Origin of the sequence: Rossellomorea aquimaris (assembly GCF_020171925.1) — a bacterium.
Classification (GTDB): domain Bacteria; phylum Bacillota; class Bacilli; order Bacillales; family Bacillaceae_B; genus Rossellomorea; species Rossellomorea aquimaris_F.
In genome coordinates, this window is the sequence record NZ_JAIVAR010000001.1 from 114,616 (window position 1) to 134,589 (window position 19,974).

At 44.9% G+C, this 19,974-nt stretch carries 21 protein-coding genes; all 21 read left to right on the forward strand.

Going from position 1 to position 19,974, the window contains the following annotated elements:
* Nucleotide 1: 1 nt before the first annotated feature.
* Complete coding sequence (gene def, locus LCM10_RS00580; RefSeq protein WP_224873896.1) at nucleotides 2-487, forward strand: peptide deformylase; 486 nt, start codon at nucleotides 2-4, stop codon at nucleotides 485-487.
* A complete protein-coding gene (gene fmt, locus LCM10_RS00585) occupies nucleotides 484-1,425 on the forward strand; it encodes a methionyl-tRNA formyltransferase (protein ID WP_224873897.1) in 942 nt (313 codons plus the stop codon). The genes def and fmt overlap by 4 nt, the downstream gene beginning before the upstream one ends.
* A gap of 1 nt (nucleotide 1,426) precedes the next feature.
* Nucleotides 1,427-2,764, forward strand: coding sequence for a 16S rRNA (cytosine(967)-C(5))-methyltransferase RsmB (gene rsmB / locus LCM10_RS00590; RefSeq protein WP_224873898.1), 1,338 nt, complete (start codon nucleotides 1,427-1,429; stop codon nucleotides 2,762-2,764).
* Nucleotides 2,765-2,988: 224 nt separating this feature from the next.
* On the forward strand, nucleotides 2,989-3,738 hold the full coding sequence (locus tag LCM10_RS00595) for a Stp1/IreP family PP2C-type Ser/Thr phosphatase (protein WP_224873899.1): 750 nt from the start codon (nucleotides 2,989-2,991) through the stop codon (nucleotides 3,736-3,738).
* A gap of 6 nt (nucleotides 3,739-3,744) precedes the next feature.
* Nucleotides 3,745-5,748: a Stk1 family PASTA domain-containing Ser/Thr kinase gene (gene pknB, locus LCM10_RS00600; RefSeq protein ID WP_224873900.1), complete on the forward strand. Its 2,004-nt coding sequence runs from the start codon at nucleotides 3,745-3,747 to the stop codon at nucleotides 5,746-5,748.
* 131 nt (nucleotides 5,749-5,879) lie between these two features.
* Nucleotides 5,880-6,761 (forward strand): ribosome small subunit-dependent GTPase A, encoded by an 882-nt coding sequence (gene rsgA, locus LCM10_RS00605; RefSeq protein ID WP_224873901.1) that lies wholly within the window; start codon nucleotides 5,880-5,882, stop codon nucleotides 6,759-6,761.
* Between the two features lie 3 nt (nucleotides 6,762-6,764).
* Entirely contained in the window at nucleotides 6,765-7,418 is a 654-nt protein-coding gene (rpe, locus tag LCM10_RS00610; RefSeq protein WP_224873902.1) for a ribulose-phosphate 3-epimerase, read from the forward strand.
* 59 nt (nucleotides 7,419-7,477) lie between these two features.
* On the forward strand, nucleotides 7,478-8,134 hold the full coding sequence (locus tag LCM10_RS00615) for a thiamine diphosphokinase (protein WP_224873903.1): 657 nt from the start codon (nucleotides 7,478-7,480) through the stop codon (nucleotides 8,132-8,134).
* Between the two features lie 101 nt (nucleotides 8,135-8,235).
* A complete protein-coding gene (gene spoVM, locus LCM10_RS00620) occupies nucleotides 8,236-8,316 on the forward strand; it encodes a stage V sporulation protein SpoVM (RefSeq protein ID WP_032088878.1) in 81 nt (26 codons plus the stop codon).
* 787 nt (nucleotides 8,317-9,103) lie between these two features.
* Nucleotides 9,104-9,292: a 50S ribosomal protein L28 gene (gene rpmB, locus LCM10_RS00625; protein ID WP_032088875.1), complete on the forward strand. Its 189-nt coding sequence runs from the start codon at nucleotides 9,104-9,106 to the stop codon at nucleotides 9,290-9,292.
* Between the two features lie 196 nt (nucleotides 9,293-9,488).
* Nucleotides 9,489-9,851, forward strand: coding sequence for an Asp23/Gls24 family envelope stress response protein (locus tag LCM10_RS00630; RefSeq protein WP_034755738.1), 363 nt, complete (start codon nucleotides 9,489-9,491; stop codon nucleotides 9,849-9,851).
* 15 nt (nucleotides 9,852-9,866) lie between these two features.
* Nucleotides 9,867-11,531 carry a DAK2 domain-containing protein gene (locus LCM10_RS00635; protein ID WP_224873904.1) on the forward strand — a complete coding sequence of 555 codons (1,665 nt, stop codon included), beginning with the start codon at nucleotides 9,867-9,869 and terminating at the stop codon, nucleotides 11,529-11,531.
* Between the two features lie 93 nt (nucleotides 11,532-11,624).
* A complete protein-coding gene (sdaAB, locus tag LCM10_RS00640) occupies nucleotides 11,625-12,287 on the forward strand; it encodes an L-serine ammonia-lyase, iron-sulfur-dependent subunit beta (RefSeq protein WP_224873905.1) in 663 nt (220 codons plus the stop codon).
* Between the two features lie 51 nt (nucleotides 12,288-12,338).
* Entirely contained in the window at nucleotides 12,339-13,232 is an 894-nt protein-coding gene (gene sdaAA, locus LCM10_RS00645) for an L-serine ammonia-lyase, iron-sulfur-dependent, subunit alpha (RefSeq protein WP_224873906.1), read from the forward strand.
* Nucleotides 13,219-15,270, forward strand: coding sequence for an ATP-dependent DNA helicase RecG (gene recG / locus LCM10_RS00650; RefSeq protein ID WP_318247458.1), 2,052 nt, complete (start codon nucleotides 13,219-13,221; stop codon nucleotides 15,268-15,270). Before sdaAA ends, recG begins: the two co-directional genes overlap by 14 nt.
* Nucleotides 15,271-15,363: 93 nt before the next feature.
* A complete protein-coding gene (fapR, locus tag LCM10_RS00655; RefSeq protein ID WP_224873907.1) occupies nucleotides 15,364-15,945 on the forward strand; it encodes a transcription factor FapR in 582 nt (193 codons plus the stop codon).
* Nucleotides 15,946-16,941 carry a phosphate acyltransferase PlsX gene (plsX, locus tag LCM10_RS00660; RefSeq protein WP_224873908.1) on the forward strand — a complete coding sequence of 332 codons (996 nt, stop codon included), beginning with the start codon at nucleotides 15,946-15,948 and terminating at the stop codon, nucleotides 16,939-16,941.
* Nucleotides 16,934-17,878 (forward strand): ACP S-malonyltransferase, encoded by a 945-nt coding sequence (gene fabD, locus LCM10_RS00665; RefSeq protein ID WP_224873909.1) that lies wholly within the window; start codon nucleotides 16,934-16,936, stop codon nucleotides 17,876-17,878. Before plsX ends, fabD begins: the two co-directional genes overlap by 8 nt.
* A complete protein-coding gene (gene fabG / locus LCM10_RS00670) occupies nucleotides 17,879-18,622 on the forward strand; it encodes a 3-oxoacyl-[acyl-carrier-protein] reductase (RefSeq protein WP_224873910.1) in 744 nt (247 codons plus the stop codon). It abuts the gene before it with no gap.
* 104 nt (nucleotides 18,623-18,726) lie between these two features.
* Entirely contained in the window at nucleotides 18,727-18,960 is a 234-nt protein-coding gene (gene acpP, locus LCM10_RS00675) for an acyl carrier protein (RefSeq protein WP_032088865.1), read from the forward strand.
* A gap of 260 nt (nucleotides 18,961-19,220) precedes the next feature.
* Complete coding sequence (gene rnc, locus LCM10_RS00680; RefSeq protein WP_224873911.1) at nucleotides 19,221-19,967, forward strand: ribonuclease III; 747 nt, start codon at nucleotides 19,221-19,223, stop codon at nucleotides 19,965-19,967.
* Nucleotides 19,968-19,974: the final 7 nt, after the last annotated feature.

Here is a 19,974-nt window from a genome sequence, read left to right on the forward strand (position 1 = left end):
AATGGCCATTCTTCCAATTGTAATGCACCCTGATCCAATCTTGGAAAAAGAATGTGAGAAGGTAACAGCATTTGACAAGAAATTAAAGAAATTATTGAACAACATGTATGACACAATGATAGAAGCGGACGGTGTCGGACTCGCTGCCCCACAAGTAGGGGTGGACCTGCAAGTGGCGATCGTCGATATTGGTGATGACAGCGGTACGATCGAACTGATCAACCCTGAAATCATCGAAGTAAATGGGTCTCAAACAGATCTTGAGGGCTGCCTGAGTTTCCCGGGATTGTATGGGGAAGTCACGAGGCCAGATTCCATCAAAGTCAGAACGTATAACCGAAAAGGGAAGTTGATCGAATTTCACGCGAAGGATTTTATGGCACGGGCCATCCAGCATGAAATAGATCATCTCAACGGTATTCTTTTCACATCAAAAATAGAACGATATGTAACCGAAGAAGAACTAGAAAGGTATGAATCAGAATGACAAAGATTGTTTTTATGGGAACACCGGATTTCTCAGTCCCTGTTCTACAGGCACTATTGGAGGAAAAATATGATGTGATTGCAGTTGTGACACAGCCAGACAGGCCAGTCGGGAGAAAACGCGTACTTACGCCTCCTCCAGTGAAAGCCGAAGCTGTGAAACACGGAATTCCGGTATATCAACCGGAAAAAATCAGGAATCAAGAAGATTTAGATCAAATCTTGGCACTGGAACCTGACTTGATCATCACTGCTGCTTTTGGACAGATTTTGCCGAAGGAATTACTTGAGGCACCACGATACGGATGCATCAATGTTCATGCTTCCTTGTTACCTGAACTAAGGGGAGGTGCCCCGATTCATTACTCAATCATTCAAGGAAAGAAGAAAACCGGTGTAACAATCATGTACATGGTGGAAAAACTGGATGCCGGTGACATGATCAGCCAGGTTGAAGTCGAAATAGAAGAACAGGATCACGTAGGTACACTGCATGATAAATTGAGTGTGGCAGGCTCGAAGCTATTGATTGAAACGTTACCCGATTTGTTGGCCGGTAAATTGAATGGAGTCAAGCAGGATGATTCAAAAGCGACGTTTGCCAGGAACATCAAGAGGGAGCAGGAAAAAATCGACTGGTCGAAGCCGGGAGAGGAAATCTACAACCATATTAGAGGTATGCACCCTTGGCCTGTTGCTTATACCACATTGGACGGTGCGGTGATGAAGGTTTGGTGGGGAGAGAAAGTGAGCAGCGATTCTTCAGAACCAGGCAAAATCATGAGTATTCAAAAGGATGGATTCATCGTGTCGACAGGAAACGGAACAGCCATCAAGATTACAGATCTGCAGCCGTCTGGAAAGAAGAGGATGAGCGCCGTGGACTACTTGCGTGGAGCGGGATCGAATTTGGAAACTGGAACGGTGTTGGGAGAATAATATGGGTAATAAAAAGAAAACTGTCAGAGAAGCGGCACTTGATGTCATAGAAGCGGTCGAAAAGAATCAGTCATATAGTAATCTATTGTTGAATTCCGTCATCGAGAAGAACGAGCTCCCTTCAAGGGACATCGGGCTTTTGACCGAGCTTACGTATGGAACGATCCAGAGGAAATTAACATTGGATTATTTCCTTGCCCCTTTCATCAAAGGGAAGCTGGATGATTGGGTGCGCCATTTATTAAGATTGTCCCTCTATCAAATCGTGTACCTTGACCGTATTCCTGAGAGGGCTGTTTTACATGAAGCGGTTGAAATAGCGAAGAAAAGAGGTCATAAAGGGATTGCGGGCATGGTCAATGGCGTACTCCGCTCAATCCAGAGGAAAGGTGTCCCTTCGTTGGATAGCATCACGGACCCTGTTGAAAGATTATCCATTGAAACGAGTCACCCTTATTGGCTCGTCAAACGGTGGACCGAACAGTTCGGTTTGGATAAGACCCGTGAAATGTGTGAAATGAATCTGGTTGCGCCGAAACAGACGGCACGAGTGAACACAACCAAGCTTACGAGAGAAGAGCTTATACATAAATTGAGTGAAAGCAATGTTGAGGTAAAACGGAGCCCTGTGATTGATGAAGCCGTACAAACCGTGCGCGGGAACCTGGTGAAGACGGATGCCTTTAATGATGGCGACTTGACCATACAGGATGAAAGCTCCATGCTCGTCGCACATGCACTGCAATTGGAGAAAGGCATGGTGGTGTTGGATGCGTGTGCCGCACCTGGTGGCAAGACAACGCATATTGCCGAACTGCTCGGGGGAACTGGCGAGGTCCATGCATTGGATTTGCATAAGCATAAAGTGAAGCTGATTGATCAAAATGCCGCACGCCTGGGCCTTTCAAACATTCATACTTCCACTATGGACAGCAGAAAAGCAGGGGAAACGTTCAAAGAGGAAAGCTTCGACCGTATACTTGTGGACGCTCCTTGTTCTGGACTGGGTGTACTAAGGAGAAAGCCGGACATCAAATACTCCAAAAAAGAGTCCGATCTGTCATCACTTCAGAAGATCCAGCTGGACATCCTTTCTTCCGTTGCGCCATTACTGAAAAAAAATGGTATTCTTGTATACAGTACATGCACAGTCGATCGGGATGAAAATGAAGGGACCGTTAAGGCATTCCTGAGCGATCATCCAGGATTTGAAGCTTACAATCTCAAAGGTTTACCCGGAACTGTACAGCCGTTCATCGAGGGGAATCAACTGCAGGTATTCCCACAGGATTTCGGTGGCGACGGCTTTTATATTTCCTGCTTTGTGAAAACAAAGTAGTCCCTCAACGGAAGAAAAAGATCGTTAAATGTTTGAATATGTCATTTTCAAGCAGGAAAATACTCGATTCAAGTCGTACATGTACTAGAGAACAAGCATTCATGATACGAATGTGTTCAGTTCCATTCATCTTTTTCCCGGGTCTTTTGAATCGTGAGGATTGACGGGGAAAGATGCTGGAATCTCTGTAAAGGGGAGCGGAATGAAGATAAGAGGTGACCGAAGTGAAAACTGTATTTTATACGGATAAAGGGAAAGTGCGACAACATAACGAAGATAGTGTCGATGTTTTCAAGAATACATACGGAGACTATCTTGCGGTTGTGGCTGATGGAATGGGTGGACACCGGGCAGGGGATGTAGCAAGTCAACTGGCTATTTCCACCTTAAAAAGATTCTGGGAAAACACCGAAAAATTCCAAACGGCAGACCAGGCTGAAAATTGGTTAAAAACGACTATTAACGAAGTCAATCAAGAGGTTTATAGTTATTCACAATCCCATTCAGAATGTGAAGGGATGGGGACCACTTTGGTGGGAGCCATCTGCACACCATTATTTGCCACGATTGTAAATATTGGGGACAGCAGGGGATATATCCTGAATGAAAATGGGTTTCACCAACTGACAGAGGATCATACGTTAGTGAATGAACTCGTCAGAAGCGGTGAAATCTCGAAAGAAGACGCTGAGCATCATCCAAGGAAAAATGTGATCTTAAGAGCCATCGGGACCGAAGCATCGATTACGATGGACATCAAGACGATCATGTTTGAAGATGATGATATCCTGCTACTTTGCTCGGATGGTTTATCAAATAAAGTTTCAGAACAAGAAATGAAAGAGATCTTATCAAATGATGACTCTCTCGGGGACAAAGGCGAGAAGCTCGTTCATTTGGCTAACGATTATGGAGGGGAAGACAATATCACTGTCCTGATCGTAGAGTATGCCGCTGAAACGGAAAGCGGGTGATAATACATGATGAATGGAAAACGCATCAGTGGCCGATACAGAATCACTAAACTGATCGGCGGCGGAGGCATGGCGAACGTTTATCTCGCTCACGATATGATCCTTGATCGTGAAGTGGCGATCAAAATGCTCCGAATGGATTTTGCCAATGAAGAGGAATTCATCAAACGATTCCAGCGTGAGGCACAATCCGCCACAAGCCTTGTTCATCCGAATATCGTCAGTATTTACGATGTCGGTGAAGAAGATGATCTATACTATATTGTCATGGAATATGTAAAAGGCATGACCTTGAAGCAATACATACAGCAGTACTCGCCAGTAGGCGTCGAAAAGGCGCTGGACATCATGAAACAATTGACCCTGGCGATCTCACATGCACACCAGAACCATATCATCCATCGGGATATCAAGCCCCACAACATCCTGATCGATGAGGATGGGACGGTTAAGATCACTGATTTCGGAATTGCGATGGCACTGAGCGCTACCTCCATCACACAGACGAATTCCGTCCTCGGTTCCGTGCATTACTTGTCCCCTGAGCAGGCGAGGGGGGGCATGGCAACCAAGAAATCGGATATCTATTCGCTCGGTATCGTCATGTTCGAGCTGTTGACAGGGCGACTCCCTTTTTCAGGCGAGTCGGCTGTATCCATCGCATTGAAACATCTGCAGTCGGAGACCCCATCGCTTAAACGGTGGAACCCGGACATCCCGCAGAGTGTGGAAAATATCGTCCTGAAAGCCACTGCCAAGGATCCGTTCAGACGATATGACAGCCTCGAAGAAATGGATGAGGATCTGACCACAGCCTTGGATCCGGAACGTTTGAACGAGCCGAAATTCGCGGTTCCGGTGGATGATGAAGCGACAAAAGCGATCCCCGTCATAACCGACGATAAGAGTTCATCCAATTTGGATGATACCATCATTCATACGCAGACAAACATAGACACAAAACCGGCGCATGTGGTAGGGTCAGCAGTCGATCCGAAACCGGAAAAAGGAAAAAAACAAAAAGACAAAAAGAAAGCCAAGAAGAAAAAGTGGCCGATCCTTATTGTCAGCCTGTTCTTCCTGCTCATCGCGTTAGGGGCTGCGGCCGTGACGGTTGTGCCCGATTTACTTGGTCCTAAAGAGATAAAAGTGCCTGATGTGACGGAAAAAGATTCTGCGGAAGCGACATCCATCCTGATCACTTCAGGGTTCGCAATAGGGGAAATGAAAAAGCAGCCCGATGATACCATCCCAGAAGGAGAAGTCATCAAAACCAATCCTAAGGCCGGCAGAATGGCAAACGAAGGGGCTTCGATCGACGTATATATCAGTACTGGAAAAGAAAAGGTCGAAGTGGATGAGTACGTTGGAGAGAAATATGAAGAAATAGTCAAGGAACTTGAAGAGCAAGGATTTACGGTGGAGAAAGAAGAAGAAAACTCAAACGAAGATGAGGCCGGGTTCATCATGGAACAAGATCCAAAGCCAGGGGAAGAAGTAGTTCCGAGTGAGACGACCATTAAGCTTACGGTCAGCACCGGTCCTGTGTCATTCGAATTGGAAGATCTCAAAGGCAAAGACCAGGAGTACCTGAAAGTGTATGGTGATTTACACGGCATCGACATTAAAGTATCAGAAGAAGTATTCTCGGATGAGGTCGAAAAGGGCCATGTTGTTTCTCAGGGGACTCAGCCAGGTTCACCGACTTTTTCTGGTGAAACGGTATATGTGAAAGTGTCCAAGGGGGCGGAACCCGTTAAAGAGAAAAAGTTTCCGGTAGAAGTCACGGTTCCTTATACGGGCGACGGAGCTCAACCGCAAATGATCGAAATTTTCGTCGAAGATAAAGATAGCACGTTTGAAGATAGTGAAGTGAAAACAGGTATTACAGAAGATACCAAATTCACGCTGGACTTCTTATTGGAAGAAGGAAAACAAGGGAAATATGAAATCTGGATCGACGGTAAGAAGGATAAAACCGTACCCGTTGAGTATCCTAAGGATGAATAAGAAATGAGCAGGACTGTGACCCAGGGTATGAGACCTAAGGGGACAGTCCTCTTATTTTCCTTTATAATGGAATTGTGATATAAAATGAAGTATACATACAGGAATGTTTATTGGTTTAAAGGAGGTCCCTAATGGCGGAAGGGAAAATTATTAAAGCGTTGAGTGGATTTTATTATGTTCTCTCGGAGGGGGAGATTACACAGTGCCGCGGAAGGGGAGTGTTCCGTAAAAATAAAGTGACCCCTCTTGTAGGAGACTATGTTGAATTCCAGGCTGAAAACGAAACGGACGGCTATATCCTTAAAGTGTTCGAACGGAAGAATGAACTGGTGCGCCCGCCCATCGCCAATGTGGATCAGGCGATACTCGTTTTCTCTGCGAAAGAGCCCGATTTCAGCACGGCGTTACTGGACCGATTTCTTGTTTTAGTCGAAAGCAAAGAAATCGAACCCCTCATTTGCATTACAAAGATGGACTTGCTGGATTCAGACGAATCAAAGGAAATAGAAGAATATGTGAAGCACTACCGATCGTTTGGCTATGAAGTTGTCCTCACCTCCTCGAAGACCGAGCAGGGAATTGCGGAATTATCCCCTTATATGAAAGACAGGACGTCTGTCTTCGCCGGGCAATCAGGAGTAGGGAAGTCATCGCTTTTAAATGTAATCAAACCGGAACTTGAACTGAAAACAGCCATGATCTCATCCCACCTGGGAAGGGGTAAGCATACCACCAGACATGTCGAGCTGATCCATATCGACGATGGATTGGTCGCGGATACACCAGGTTTCAGTTCATTGGAGTTTTCGGAGATTGAAGTGGAAGAGCTTCCTCAATGCTTTCCGGAAATGGTGAATGCATCAGAGAGTTGTAAATTCCGGGGATGCCTGCACATCAACGAACCAAAATGTGCCGTGAAGGATGCGGTTGAGACAGGCGATATCCCAAGTTACCGATATGATCATTACTTATCATTCCATCAAGAAATCAAAGAAAGAAAGCCGAGGTATTGATAGATGAAAATTGCACCATCCATATTATCTGCCGATTTTGCAGAACTGGGAAAAGAAATAAAGGATGTTGAAGCAGGAGGAGCCGACTATATCCATGTCGATGTCATGGACGGTCACTTTGTCCCGAATATTACAATCGGGCCGATGGTGGTGAAAGCGATACGCCCCATCACCGAGCTTCCTTTGGATGTACATCTGATGATCGAAAATCCCGATCGATATATCAGTGAGTTCGCAGAGGCGGGGGCCGATTACATTACAGTCCATGTAGAAGCCGTACCGCATCTGCACAGGACCATCCAACTGATCAAGAGCCATGGCGTGAAAGCGGGAGTGGTCCTCAATCCTGCCACCCCTGCCGAATTCATCAAACCGATCCTGGAAGAACTCGACATGGTCTTGCTGATGACCGTTAATCCAGGATTCGGCGGACAGTCCTTCATTTCGTCAGTTGTTCCAAAAATTAAACAAATCAGGGATTGGGCAAATGAAACCAATCCGTCACTGGAAATCGAAGTGGACGGGGGCATCAATCCGGAAACGGCTTCCATCTGCGCAGAAGCAGGTGCCGATGTATTTGTGGCGGGCTCTGCCATTTATAATCAGGAAGACAGGCATGCAGCCATCGCAAGCTTGAAAAAGGCAATCACGAAGTAAAGGAAATGGACTGATCCGAAAGAATGGGTCAGTCCATTTTTATAAAAGGGGGAAAGAACATGGAGTACTGTATCGTAGCCGGTGGACCAACAAAGTACATACCAGAACTAAAGTCATATGACTCTTCAGGCGTAAAATGGATCGGCGTAGATCGCGGAGTCTATACGCTCCTGGAAAGTGGCCTAGAACCCTCCGCTGCATTCGGGGATTTCGATTCAGTGAGCGGAGAAGAATGGTCATTGATCAAAGAGCGAGTGAAAACCGTCAATACATATCAGCCTGAAAAAGATGAAACGGATCTAGAGCTTGCCTTGAACTGGGTGCTCACCCAAATACCAGACTCCATAAAAATATTCGGTGCAACGGGAGGGCGCCTCGACCATTTCATGGGCAACCTTCAATTATTGATGCAACGTGACCTACTCCAGTCCGGTGTAAAAACCGAAGTGATCGATGTACAAAATCATTTACGAGTCGTGAAAGCAGGAGAATATACAGTCCATGAAAACCCTTCCCGCAAGTATATATCCTTTGTCCCGGTAACCGATTCGGTAGGGGAACTCACCCTCTCCGGATTCAAATACCCATTAAATAATCGGAATATTTTCCGCGGTTCCACACTATGTATTAGTAATGAACTTATACAATCCACTGGTACTTTTTCTTTTACAAACGGCATATTAATGGTGGTAAGAAGCAGCGATCAGGCTTCTTGACCCAATTGAGGAAGAAGACGTACTTAATTGCAACTGCTTGAATAGACTGAATCGATGTCAAGCGAACCAATACGTTCTTTAGATTGCGGGGAGGGACTGAAATGCGATTTTATACAATTAAATTACCAAAGTTCTTGGGTGGTCTGGTACGAGCGATGCTGGGGACATTCAAAAAGGAATAATGATCGCATTGGAGGTAGCATGAGCTGCCTTCTTTTTTTATGGTTTGGGGATGGGTTTATGGTATATGTTTTTTTGAGTTAGGGGGTGATAGCTTGTGATTTTTATAGGTTTGGCCGTCCCCTTTGGTGTGTAATAATGAGGTTTTTGCTGAGGGGGCTTTTTGTTCGTAAGGGATTCTTGATGATATTATTTTTAATGGTTTTATTTTCCAAGTGACGGAATAAATTTAATAATCGAAAGAATATGGGGTGGAACTCGAAGATAATTGGTTGAAAATGAAAGATTGAGTGTTAAAACTAAAAGATTATCAACCAAAACTCGAAGATTCAGGCGTAATGGCCGAATTCACTCCGTACCACCCGCTGATCTTATGCTTTTCACATGCCGCCTCCGCATTTTTTCTTTTCCAACTCCGACGATTTGCTTCCGTTTAACCACTTTGAGGCAAAAAAACGCCTCTAAAGCCGAAGAACATCTTTCAAAGGGAGCAAAACGCCCACTTCCGCTTTTCTAATTGTCCAGCTCCAGGGCTTAGAAGCACATGTCATAAGCCAAACCATCCAAGAAGGCAAAGAACGCCTTCCCGTCCGGTTCGTCTAATGCCACCCGCTTCTACCAAAGCCCTTCCGCTTTTCTTTCTGTAAAGTATTTTTTCTTGAAACCTTTTAATTGAACTGTTGCATTATGGTGGCTTGTGTGATAAATTATTAAAGTATCTTTATGAAAAAAGTGAATGTAGAACTGAAATGTAACTTCAGCTTCTTGTTAGTGAGGAGGGAATAGATTATGGCAAAGAAATGCGTAGTAACAGGCCGTAAAGCTAGCGCTGGTAACGCTCGCTCTCACGCTATGAATGCGAACAAGCGTACTTGGGGTGCTAACCTGCAAAAAGTTCGTATTCTTGTGGACGGAAAGCCTAAAAAAGTTTGGGTTTCTGCAAGAGCGTTGAAATCAGGTAAAGTTGAGCGTGTATAATACTTAAAAAATGAGGAGACGTCTTTCTAGAAGGGCGTCTTTTTTCTATTTAGAAGTGTAAAGCACGGAAATTTGGAGAAAAATGATAAAGATCACTCTATAAATAATGCGCTTACAATACTTTAGCTTTTAAAAAGCCTATAGTTATAGTAAAATGTTTTTAGCCAAGCATGTAATTAAAGGGGGAGAACATTCCATGTCCATCGAATTGAAAACGCAGTACGGACAAATTGATATTACAAATGATGTCATTGCAATGATTGCTGGAGGTGCAGCGGTGGATTGCTACGGAATTGTTGGAATGGCTTCAAAGAATCAGATAAAAGACGGTTTTACAGATATCTTACGTAAAGAAAATTTCACTCGTGGAGTGATTGTTCGTCAAGATGAAGAGGAAGTACATATTGATATGTATATTATTGTGAGCTATGGTACAAAAATTTCTGAGATTGCTCATAACGTACAATCCAAGGTTAAATATACCCTTGATAAGACCGTCGGCTTGGCGGTAGATTCAGTAAATATTTTTGTGCAGGGGGTTCGAGTAACGAACCCGTAGTGAGGAGGAAGATTTGTGTCGATTACATCTTTGGAAGGAAAACGTTTTGCCGAAATGGTCATCCAGGGGGCTGCCAACCTATCTTCAAATGCGCAGCTGGTTGATGCGCTGAACGTTTTTCCCGTTCCTGATGGTGATACTGGAACAAACATGAATTTATCAATGACTTCTGGTGCGAAAGAAGTGAAGCAGAACATCAATGATCATATTGGTCAGGTAGCTTCTGCACTTTCAAAAGGGTTATTGATGGGAGCGAGGGGTAACTCAGGTGTTATCCTTTCCCAGTTGTTTAGAGGATTTGGTAAAGCGATTGAAGGCAAGGATGCATTGACGAGTAAGGAATTCGCTGACGCATTGCAGTCTGGAGTGGAAACGGCATACAAGGCTGTCATGAAACCTGTAGAAGGTACAATTCTGACAGTTGCAAAGGATGCTGCCAAAAAAGGTGTGACTGTTGCACAAAACGAAAGTGATTTCGTCAAAGTGATGCAGGAGATCGTCAATGAAGCAAAGGCTTCGTTGGATCGTACACCAGACCTGCTTCCGGTACTGAAGGAAGTTGGAGTGGTGGATAGCGGAGGACAAGGACTACTATTCGTTTATGAAGGTTTCCTTGCTGAATTGAAAGGTGAAAAAGTATCAGATCAGGCTTCGCTTCCATCGATGAATGACCTAGTCAGTGCAGAGCACCACAAGGCCGCTCAGGATTTCATGAGCACTGAAGATATCGAATTTGGCTATTGTACAGAATTCATGGTGAAATTCGAAGAAGGCAAACATTCTTTTGATGAGGAAGATTTCCGGAATGATCTAAGTGAATTCGGTGATTCTCTCCTTGTGATCAGTGACGATGAACTTGCTAAAGTACATATCCACTCTGAGCAGCCTGGAAATGTGTTATCGTATGGGCATCAATACGGAAGTCTCATCAATATCAAAATTGAAAATATGAGGCAGCAGCATAGCAGCATCGTGGGTGAATCAAAGCCTGTCAAGCCTAAAGAGATTCCTGCTAAAAAAGAGGTCGATTTTGCAATCGTCACGGTTGCGATGGGTGAAGGGATATCCGAACTCTTCAAGAGTATCGGTGCCACGGCCGTCATCGAAGGCGGACAGACCATGAATCCAAGCACAGAGGATATTGTCAAGGCTGTTGAAGATGTGAATGCCAAGAAAGTCATCATCATGCCAAACAATAAGAACATCATCATGGCAGCGGAGCAGGCTGCTGAAGTACTAGGCGCAGAAGTGGCGGTAGTCCCAACCAAGACTGTCCCACAAGGAATGGCCGCGTTACTTGCTTTCAACCCCACTGCCACAGTGGAAGAAAACAAGAAGATGATGAGCGAAGCTTCTAAAGCTGTAAAGACTGGTCAGATCACTTATGCTGTCAGGGATACGAATATCGATGGCGTAACGATTTCCAAGGATGATTTCATGGGAATCTCCGAAGGGAAGATTGAAATAGCTGAGAAGGATCGTCAGCAGGCGGCAAAGAATTTATTGGACCGTATGTTGGATGAAGACTCAGAGATCCTTACCATTCTTTACGGAGAAGGTGTAACCGAAGAAGACGTACAAACGATACAGGAATATGTAGAAGATAAATATGAAGACGTTGAAGTGGAAGTTCATAATGGCAAACAGCCACTTTACTCCTATATATTCTCAATCGAATAAAGGAACAAGGGGACGGCACTCATGATAGCGCCAGTCCCCTTATCTTATGTTAAAATATAAGTAGTTTGCTTGTTTAGACAGGGGGAAATCCACATGAAATACAAAAGTGTATTTGATATCATCGGTCCAGTGATGATCGGGCCATCAAGCTCACATACTGCAGGAGCAGCGCGAATCGGTAGGATTGCCCGCAACCTCTTCCGGCGTGAACCGAAGTGGATGACCATTTCGTTTTACGGCTCATTTGCCAAAACGTACAAGGGCCATGGAACCGATGTAGCGATTGTAGGTGGGATTCTTGATTATGATACGGATGATGAACGCATCATCCACTCGATTGATCAAGCACGGAAAAAGGGAATTAAAGTGAAGTTTCACGAAGAAGAAGCCGTGACCGATCACCCGAATACAGCAAGGATCATTATGGGTGACGATCAGGGTGAGCTTGAACTAGTCGGTATTTCAATCGGTGGGGGAAAAGTGGAAATTATTGAATTGAATGGTTTTGAGCTGAAGCTTTCAGGTCATCACCCTGCGATCCTCGTTGTTCACGATGATCGATTCGGTGCCATTGCCTCCGTTTCGAACATTCTTGCTAAACACCAGTTGAATATCGGACATATGGACGTTTCACGTAAGGAAAAAGGAAAGATGGCGCTGATGACCATTGAAGTGGATCAGCCGATTGACGAAGCGGTCATCGCTGAAATTACGTCTCTTCCGAATATTACACAAGTTACTAGGATTTCAGATTAAAGCAATGATTTTATGATAGCGTTTACATTATTGGTGTAAGGGGGTTACTTTATGTTTAGAAATGTTGCAGAGTTGATTGAACTCGCAGAAAGCCAAAATAAAAAAATATCAGATATCATGATCGAACAAGAGATGGAGTTTACGGGAAAGACATTCGAACAAATCTACGCACAAATGGAAAAGAATCTGGAAGTGATGGAGCAGGCCGTTGCCCGCGGCCTTGAAGGGGTTAAATCCCACTCCGGCCTTACTGGCGGGGATGCCGTCCTATTACAGAAATATATCGAAAAAGGGAAGTCGCTATCAGGTGACACCATTTTGGATGCGGTCAGCAAGGCGGTTGCCACAAACGAGGTGAACGCTGCGATGGGTACAATCTGTGCGACTCCGACTGCAGGTTCTGCTGGAGTGGTTCCCGGTACTTTATTCGCTGTTAAAAACAAACTCAACCCATCAAAAGACGACATGGTAAGGTTCTTATTTACATCCGGTGCATTCGGATTTGTGGTCGCCAATAATGCTTCGATTTCAGGAGCAGCCGGCGGTTGTCAGGCAGAAGTGGGGTCGGCGAGCGGAATGGCTGCTGCAGCCATTGTGGAGATGGCTGGTGGATCACCGAGCCAATCAGCGGAAGCGATGGCGATTACGTTGAAGAATATGCTTGGTCTGGTATGCGATCCAGTTGCGGGCTTGGTGGAAGTACCGTGCGTCAAACGGAACGCCATGGGGGCTGCGAATGCCATGGTCGCAGCAGATATGGCGCTTGCTGGAATTACGAGCAGAATCCCTTGTGATGAAGTCATCGATGCGATGTATAAAATCGGTCAAACAATGCCTGTTGCCTTGAGGGAAACAGCTCAGGGAGGATTAGCTGCAACTCCTACAGGCAGGGAATTAGAAGCGAAAATCTTCGGGGTCTCCCTGAATAAACGTGAAGATTCCTAATGATGAACTAACAATCCAGAACATTAAGGGGATCGGCGAGGAAACTGCATTGCAGCTGAATCAAATGGGGATATACAACGTTCTGGATTTGTTGGAGTATCTGCCTTATCGCTATGAGGACTATCGATTAAGGGATTTGGAAGAAGTCGCGCATGATGAGCGGGTCACGGTTGAAGGGAAGGTCCATTCCGAACCTTCATTGATGTACTATGGCAGAAAGAAATCAAGGCTGACACTCAAGGTACTCGTTGGAAGGTACTTGGTTCAGGCTGTATTCTTTAATCAGCCTTATCTTAAAAAGAACATCAATCTACATGACACGATCACAGTGACGGGCAAATGGGATAAAAACAGGCAAATCATCACCGTCCAGCACTTTCAAAGTGGCCCCCACACAAAAGATGGCGACTTCGAGCCTGTATATTCCTTAAAAGGGAATGTGAAGAACCATACACTAAGAAAGTTCATCAAGAAGGCTTTTGCAGATTATGGTGATCTCATTAAGGAGAACCTCCCTGCTTCCATCCTTGAGAAGTACAAATTGATGAGTCGTGAACAAGCATTATACTCATTGCATTTTCCAGACTCTCAATCAGGGATGAAACAGGCAAGGAGAAGATTCGTTTACGAAGAGTTCTTGCTATTTCAACTTAAGATGCAAGCACTCAGAAAGTTCGAACGGGAACAATCTTCTGGTGTGCAGCAGCATTACGATGTGAAAAAGATCCAGGGATTCACTGATTCGCTGCCCTTCCCTTTGACCGGAGCTCAAAAGAGGGTGGTGAACGAAATTTTGTCCGATATGAAATCACCATATCGCATGAATCGTTTGCTCCAAGGGGATGTCGGATCCGGGAAAACCGTCGTTGGGGCCATTGCTTTGTTCTCGACGGTTACAGCTGGGTATCAAGGTGCACTCATGGTGCCGACGGAGATCCTGGCCGAGCAGCATGCTGATTCGATGAGCGAGCTCTTGGCACCTGCAGGGTTATCCGTTGCATTGCTAACGAGTTCTGTAAAAGGGAAGAGACGGAGACTTCTGTTAGAAAAGCTCAAAGAAGGGGAAATCGATATCCTGATCGGAACACATGCCTTGATTCAGGATGATGTCGAATTCAAGTCCCTGGGTTTGGTCGTTACAGATGAACAACATCGCTTTGGCGTCAATCAAAGGAGGGTGTTGCGGGAGAAAGGAAAGAGTCCTGATGTATTATTCATGACGGCGACTCCCATTCCGAGGACTCTTGCAATCACCGTGTTTGGTGAAATGGATGTAAGCATCATCGATGAGATGCCGGCTGGAAGGAAGGCGATCGAAACGTACTGGGCAAAGGCCGATATGCTGCCGCGTGTCCTGACTTTCATGGATAAAGAGCTTGATCAAGGGAGACAGGCGTATGTCATTTGTCCGTTGATTGAGGAATCCGATAAATTGGATGTCCAGAATGCAATAGATGTTTATAACCAATTGCTTGTGTATTTTGAAGGTCGCTATAAAGTCGGACTCATGCATGGCAGGCTCCATCCTGATGAAAAAGATGATGTGATGAGGCAGTTTAGTTCAAATGATCTTCAAGTGCTGGTGTCGACGACCGTGGTGGAAGTCGGTGTCAACGTACCGAACGCCACCTTCATGCTCATCTATGATGCAGAAAGATTCGGATTATCCCAACTTCACCAACTTCGTGGCCGGGTCGGCCGTGGTGAGAATCAATCTTACTGCATTTTGTTAGCCGAGCCGAAGACAGAGGTCGGCAAAGAGCGGATGAAAATCATGACCGAAACAAATGACGGCTTCGTCCTCAGTGAGAAAGACCTTGAACTCAGGGGACCGGGTGATTTCTTCGGTAGGAAGCAAAGCGGCATGCCGGAATTCAAGGTTGCCGATATGGTGCATGATTACCGGGCGCTTGAAGTCGCACGGGATGATGCGGCTCAGCTTATTAATTCAGATGACTTCTGGAAGGATGCTGAATGGGAAGAGCTGCGTGCAACCTTATCTGAATCAGGTGTGATGGAAGGTGAAAAGCTCGATTAGAAAGGCGGATTGCAGGATTAATTCTTGCAATCTGCCTTTTTAGCTTATATACTACTATTAGTACCTAGTACTAATAGCGGACGGTGTTAATAAATGAGACTTTCAAAAAAAGAAAGACAATCAAATCTAATAGAAACCATTAACGAAAACCCATTCATTACGGATGAGGAATTGGCAGAACGGTTCAGTGTGAGCGTTCAAACTATCCGTCTTGACCGAATGGAGCTTTCTATACCCGAACTGCGGGAACGCATCAAGAACGTAGCTGAAAAGTCGTTCGAAGACGAAGTGAAGTCACTGCCGATAGAAGAGGTCATCGGGGAAATCATTGATATAGACTTGGATGATAGTGCAATTTCAATATTCGACGTAAAGGCCGAACATGTCTTTGTCAGGAATAGGATTGCACGTGGGCATCATCTATTTGCGCAGGCGAACTCATTGGCCGTAGCAGTCATAAATGATGAACTTGCCCTGACTGCCAAGTCCACGATCCGGTTCACGCGACCGGTAACGGAAGGCGAGAGGGTCGTGGCAAAGGCGAAGGTCATACATATAGAAGATTTAAAGGATCGAACAATGGTAGAAGTAAATAGTTATGTCGGAGGAGAACTCGTATTTAGAGGGGACTTCGAAATGTACAGATCGAATAAAGTGGAAAAGGATGAAGCATAGATGAAGTTAGCCGTTGATGCAATGGGCGGAGATCATGCACCTAAAGAGATTGTCCTTGGTGTCAAGAAAGCTCTGGAAGAGTTTCAGGATATAGAGGTCATGCTCTATGGCGACGAAGATCAAATCAAGGAGTGGCTACCTGAGCACGATCGATTAACCATCTTCCATACGGATGAAGTGATCGAAGGTACTGATGAACCGGTGCGCGCTGTGAAAAGGAAGAAAAATTCTTCCATGGTATTGATGGCTCAGGCAGTGAAGAATGGGGAAGCGGATGCCTGCATATCAGCGGGGAATACCGGTGCCCTGATGACAGCGGGATTATTCATCGTAGGCAGGATCGAAGGAATCGAGCGTCCAGCGCTAGCCCCTACACTCCCAACCTTAGATGGAACCGGCTTCTTAATGCTTGATCTAGGTGCAAACGTAGATGCGAAGCCGGAGCACCTTGTTCAATACAGCATCATGGGCAGCATCTATGCCGAGAAGGTAAGGGGTGTCGATCAGCCAAGGGTAGGACTGTTGAATATCGGTACTGAGGATAAGAAAGGGAACGAGCTGACGAAGAAGACGTTCAATCTGATGAAAGATGCCCCAGTGAATTTCATCGGGAATGTAGAATCACGCGATTTATTGAATGGTGTCGCGGATGTCGTGGTAACCGATGGCTTTACCGGGAACATGGTGTTGAAGACAATCGAAGGAACGGCATTGTCGATTTTCTCATTATTAAAGGATACATTGACTTCCTCTGTCAAAAACAAGCTGGCTGCCGGGCTTATAAAGAACGACCTGAAAGGGTTGAAAGGCATGCTTGATTACACAGAATACGGAGGGGCAGGATTATTCGGACTGAATGCACCTGTCATCAAGGCTCACGGGTCATCCAATAGCGTAGCTTTATTCAATGCGATGAGGCAAGCTAGGGAAATGGTGAAAAACGATGTTTCAAATACAATCAAGGAAGCTGTAAAAGGAGGAGATGCATATGAGTAAAGTAGCATTTGTATTCCCTGGACAAGGTTCCCAAACAGTCGGAATGGGAAAGGAACTCGCTGACAAGTACGAGGAAGTCGGAAGATATTTTCAAAAAGCGGATAGCAAGCTCGGTACTGATCTGTCTTCCATCATATTCGAAGGACCGCAGGAAGAATTGACCCAAACAACGAATGCGCAGCCTGCATTATTGACAACGAGTATAGCCATCCTTGATCGTTTGAAACAAGAAGGCATACAAGCTGATTACACTGCCGGTCATAGTTTAGGTGAATATTCCGCATTGGTGGCTTCCGGATCACTTTCTTTCGAGGATGCAGTCTATGCTGTCCGAAAAAGAGGGGAGTTCATGGAAGAAGCGGTTCCTAGTGGTGAAGGGACGATGGCAGCTGTTCTTGGGATGGATAGGGAAGCCCTTAAAGAAATCACGGATCGAGTGAGTGAAGAAGGTCATTCTGTCGGACTTGCCAACCTGAATTGTCCGGGACAGATTGTCATTTCAGGAACAGTTGCAGGAGTGGAGGCAGCGTCGAACCTTGCGAAAGACGGAGGAGCCAAAAGGGTGATCCCGCTTCAAGTCAGTGGTCCTTTCCACTCTCAACTAATGAAACCTGCTGCTGAAAAGTTTGTCGGCATTCTTGATTCAGTCAGCATTAACGATGCAAGTATCCCTGTAATCGCCAATGTGACTGCTTCTCCTGTCCAAGGTGCAGAGGAAATCAAACGGTTACTGATCGAGCAGCTTTATTCCCCTGTACTGTGGGAAGATACGGTTGAAAAACTATTGGATTTAGGAGTCGACACATTTGTGGAGATTGGTTCAGGTAAAGTATTATCAGGACTCATCAAAAAAGTGAATCGCCGTGTGAAAACATTTGCGGTTCAGGATGAGGCCTCCCTAGCTGAAGCAATTGAAAAGTTGAAGGGGGAACAATAGATGAATTTAGATGGTAAAGTGGCACTTGTGACAGGTGCCTCCAGAGGGATCGGAAAAGAAATCGCTCTCGAACTTGCACGTGAAGGTGCCAAGGTTGTCGTCAATTATTCCGGCAGTGAAGCGAAAGCCAATGAAGTGGTTGATGAAATCAAATCTCTTGGAAGTGAAGCAATCGCTTTCCAATGCAATGTTGCGGACGGTGAATCCGTTCAGTCCATGGTGAAAGAGACGATCAGTCAGTTCGGTTCATTGGACATACTAGTCAATAACGCCGGCATCACGAAAGATAATTTATTGATGCGCATGAAGGAAAATGAATGGGATGATGTCATCAACATCAATCTCAAAGGAGTATTCCTTTGTACAAAAGCGGCAACAAGACAGATGATGAAACAAAGAAGCGGACGTATCATCAACATCTCATCCATTGTTGGCGTGAGTGGGAATCCGGGACAGGCTAACTATGTAGCAGCCAAATCCGGTGTCATCGGTTTGACGAAGACGGCTGCGAAGGAACTTGCACCACGGGGGATCACGGTGAATGCCATTGCCCCTGGCTTTATATCCACCGATATGACAGATCAACTTCCAGAAGATGTCCGGAATGAAATGTTGAAGCAGATTCCTTTGAATCGTTTTGGTGACCCTAAAGACATTGCCAAGGTTGTGGGCTTTATTGCATCAGATTCGTCATCTTATATGACGGGCCAGACTCTTCACATCGATGGCGGAATGGTGATGTAACCCTGTTCAACTAAGGCTGTTCGAAGGAATTTTAATGAAAATACCTTAAATTCTTTTCATTGCAGGCTGTAATACACTATAATACTTGAGGGGAGGTGACAAATATGGCAGAAGTATTAGATCGTGTAACGAAAATCATTGTTGATCGTCTTGGTGTAGATGAATCTCAAGTGACTCTTGAAGCTTCTTTCAAAGAAGATTTAGGAGCAGACTCCCTTGATGTAGTTGAGTTGGTTATGGAACTTGAAGATGAATTCGATATGGAAATTTCTGACGATGATGCTGAGAAAATTGGCACAGTAGGTGATGCTGTGAACTACATAAAAGCAAACGCATAATCGTTAGATTGAATGCAGGGCCTAAAACGGACCCGCATTCACCATTTCAAACTTGGCAGAGTCCCTCTGCCAAGTTTTTTCTGTTTTTATCAAGCGCGTTTTATATGAATCGTCTAGAACGTTAAAAGTAGAAATCAACTGCGGCATCCAAGCAGGCAATTCATGTTTTAGAATTAAATAAACTTTTGATTATTTGTACCATTTATCATAAACTTGATTAGTGTATATTCGAGAACCTAAAGAGCAAGGTGGAGTGCTTTATGCGAAAGCATAGTAGAAACAAAGGAATGTTAAAACAAAAAAATGATTTGAAATTCAAGAAATTCCAAGAAGAACTAGGATTGAAATTCCAAGACGAAAAGCTTCTTAAACAAGCTTTCACTCATTCATCCTATGTGAATGAGCATCGAAAAAAACCATACGAAGACAACGAACGTCTCGAATTCCTTGGAGACGCAGTATTGGAACTGACCGTTTCACAATTCTTATTCAAGAAATATCCGATGATGAGCGAAGGGGAACTGACTAAGCTGAGAGCTGCCATTGTATGTGAGCCTTCACTGGTCAAATTCTCTAAAGAAATGAACTTTGGGGAATTGATCCTCCTTGGCAAGGGAGAAGAGATGACGGGGGGAAGGGAAAGACCCGCTCTCTTGGCAGATGTCTTCGAAGCATTCATCGGAGCGGTCTATCTCGACATGGGTCTGGATGCCGTGGTCAGTGTTCTTGAAAAAGTTGTCTATCCTAAAATAAATATCGGTGCTTTTTCTCATGTGATGGATTATAAAAGTCAATTGCAGGAGTTCGTCCAAAGGGGGAACGCAGGCATGATTGAATACGGAATCCTAGAAGAAAGTGGGCCAGCACACAATCGCCAGTTCATCTCGCGTGTTTGTTTGAATGATGAAGAACTTGGTATCGGGAAAGGTCGCTCGAAAAAAGAAGCGGAGCAGCAGGCTGCCCAGAAAGCACTTGAAAAGTTAAAACAAACGTTAGATGTGAAATAGGGGGAAA

Excerpts from the sequence above, each read along its gene's own strand:
- rsgA (WP_224873901.1), top strand. The coding sequence starts at position 5,880 with ATGGCGGAAGGGAAAATTATTAAAGCGTTGAGTGGATTTTATTATGTT.
- def (WP_224873896.1), top strand. The coding sequence starts at position 2 with ATGGCCATTCTTCCAATTGTAATGCACCCTGATCCAATCTTGGAAAAA.
- acpP (WP_032088865.1), top strand. The coding sequence starts at position 18,727 with ATGGCAGAAGTATTAGATCGTGTAACGAAAATCATTGTTGATCGTCTT.
- fabG (WP_224873910.1), top strand. The coding sequence starts at position 17,879 with ATGAATTTAGATGGTAAAGTGGCACTTGTGACAGGTGCCTCCAGAGGG.
- spoVM (WP_032088878.1), top strand. The coding sequence starts at position 8,236 with ATGCGATTTTATACAATTAAATTACCAAAGTTCTTGGGTGGTCTGGTA.
- plsX (WP_224873908.1), top strand. The coding sequence starts at position 15,946 with ATGAAGTTAGCCGTTGATGCAATGGGCGGAGATCATGCACCTAAAGAG.
- LCM10_RS00630 (WP_034755738.1), top strand. The coding sequence starts at position 9,489 with ATGTCCATCGAATTGAAAACGCAGTACGGACAAATTGATATTACAAAT.
- sdaAB (WP_224873905.1), top strand. The coding sequence starts at position 11,625 with ATGAAATACAAAAGTGTATTTGATATCATCGGTCCAGTGATGATCGGG.
- sdaAA (WP_224873906.1), top strand. The coding sequence starts at position 12,339 with ATGTTTAGAAATGTTGCAGAGTTGATTGAACTCGCAGAAAGCCAAAAT.
- pknB (WP_224873900.1), top strand. The coding sequence starts at position 3,745 with ATGATGAATGGAAAACGCATCAGTGGCCGATACAGAATCACTAAACTG.
- rsmB (WP_224873898.1), top strand. The coding sequence starts at position 1,427 with ATGGGTAATAAAAAGAAAACTGTCAGAGAAGCGGCACTTGATGTCATA.
- fapR (WP_224873907.1), top strand. The coding sequence starts at position 15,364 with ATGAGACTTTCAAAAAAAGAAAGACAATCAAATCTAATAGAAACCATT.
- rpmB (WP_032088875.1), top strand. The coding sequence starts at position 9,104 with ATGGCAAAGAAATGCGTAGTAACAGGCCGTAAAGCTAGCGCTGGTAAC.
- rpe (WP_224873902.1), top strand. The coding sequence starts at position 6,765 with ATGAAAATTGCACCATCCATATTATCTGCCGATTTTGCAGAACTGGGA.
- rnc (WP_224873911.1), top strand. The coding sequence starts at position 19,221 with ATGCGAAAGCATAGTAGAAACAAAGGAATGTTAAAACAAAAAAATGAT.
- fabD (WP_224873909.1), top strand. The coding sequence starts at position 16,934 with ATGAGTAAAGTAGCATTTGTATTCCCTGGACAAGGTTCCCAAACAGTC.
- LCM10_RS00615 (WP_224873903.1), top strand. The coding sequence starts at position 7,478 with ATGGAGTACTGTATCGTAGCCGGTGGACCAACAAAGTACATACCAGAA.
- fmt (WP_224873897.1), top strand. The coding sequence starts at position 484 with ATGACAAAGATTGTTTTTATGGGAACACCGGATTTCTCAGTCCCTGTT.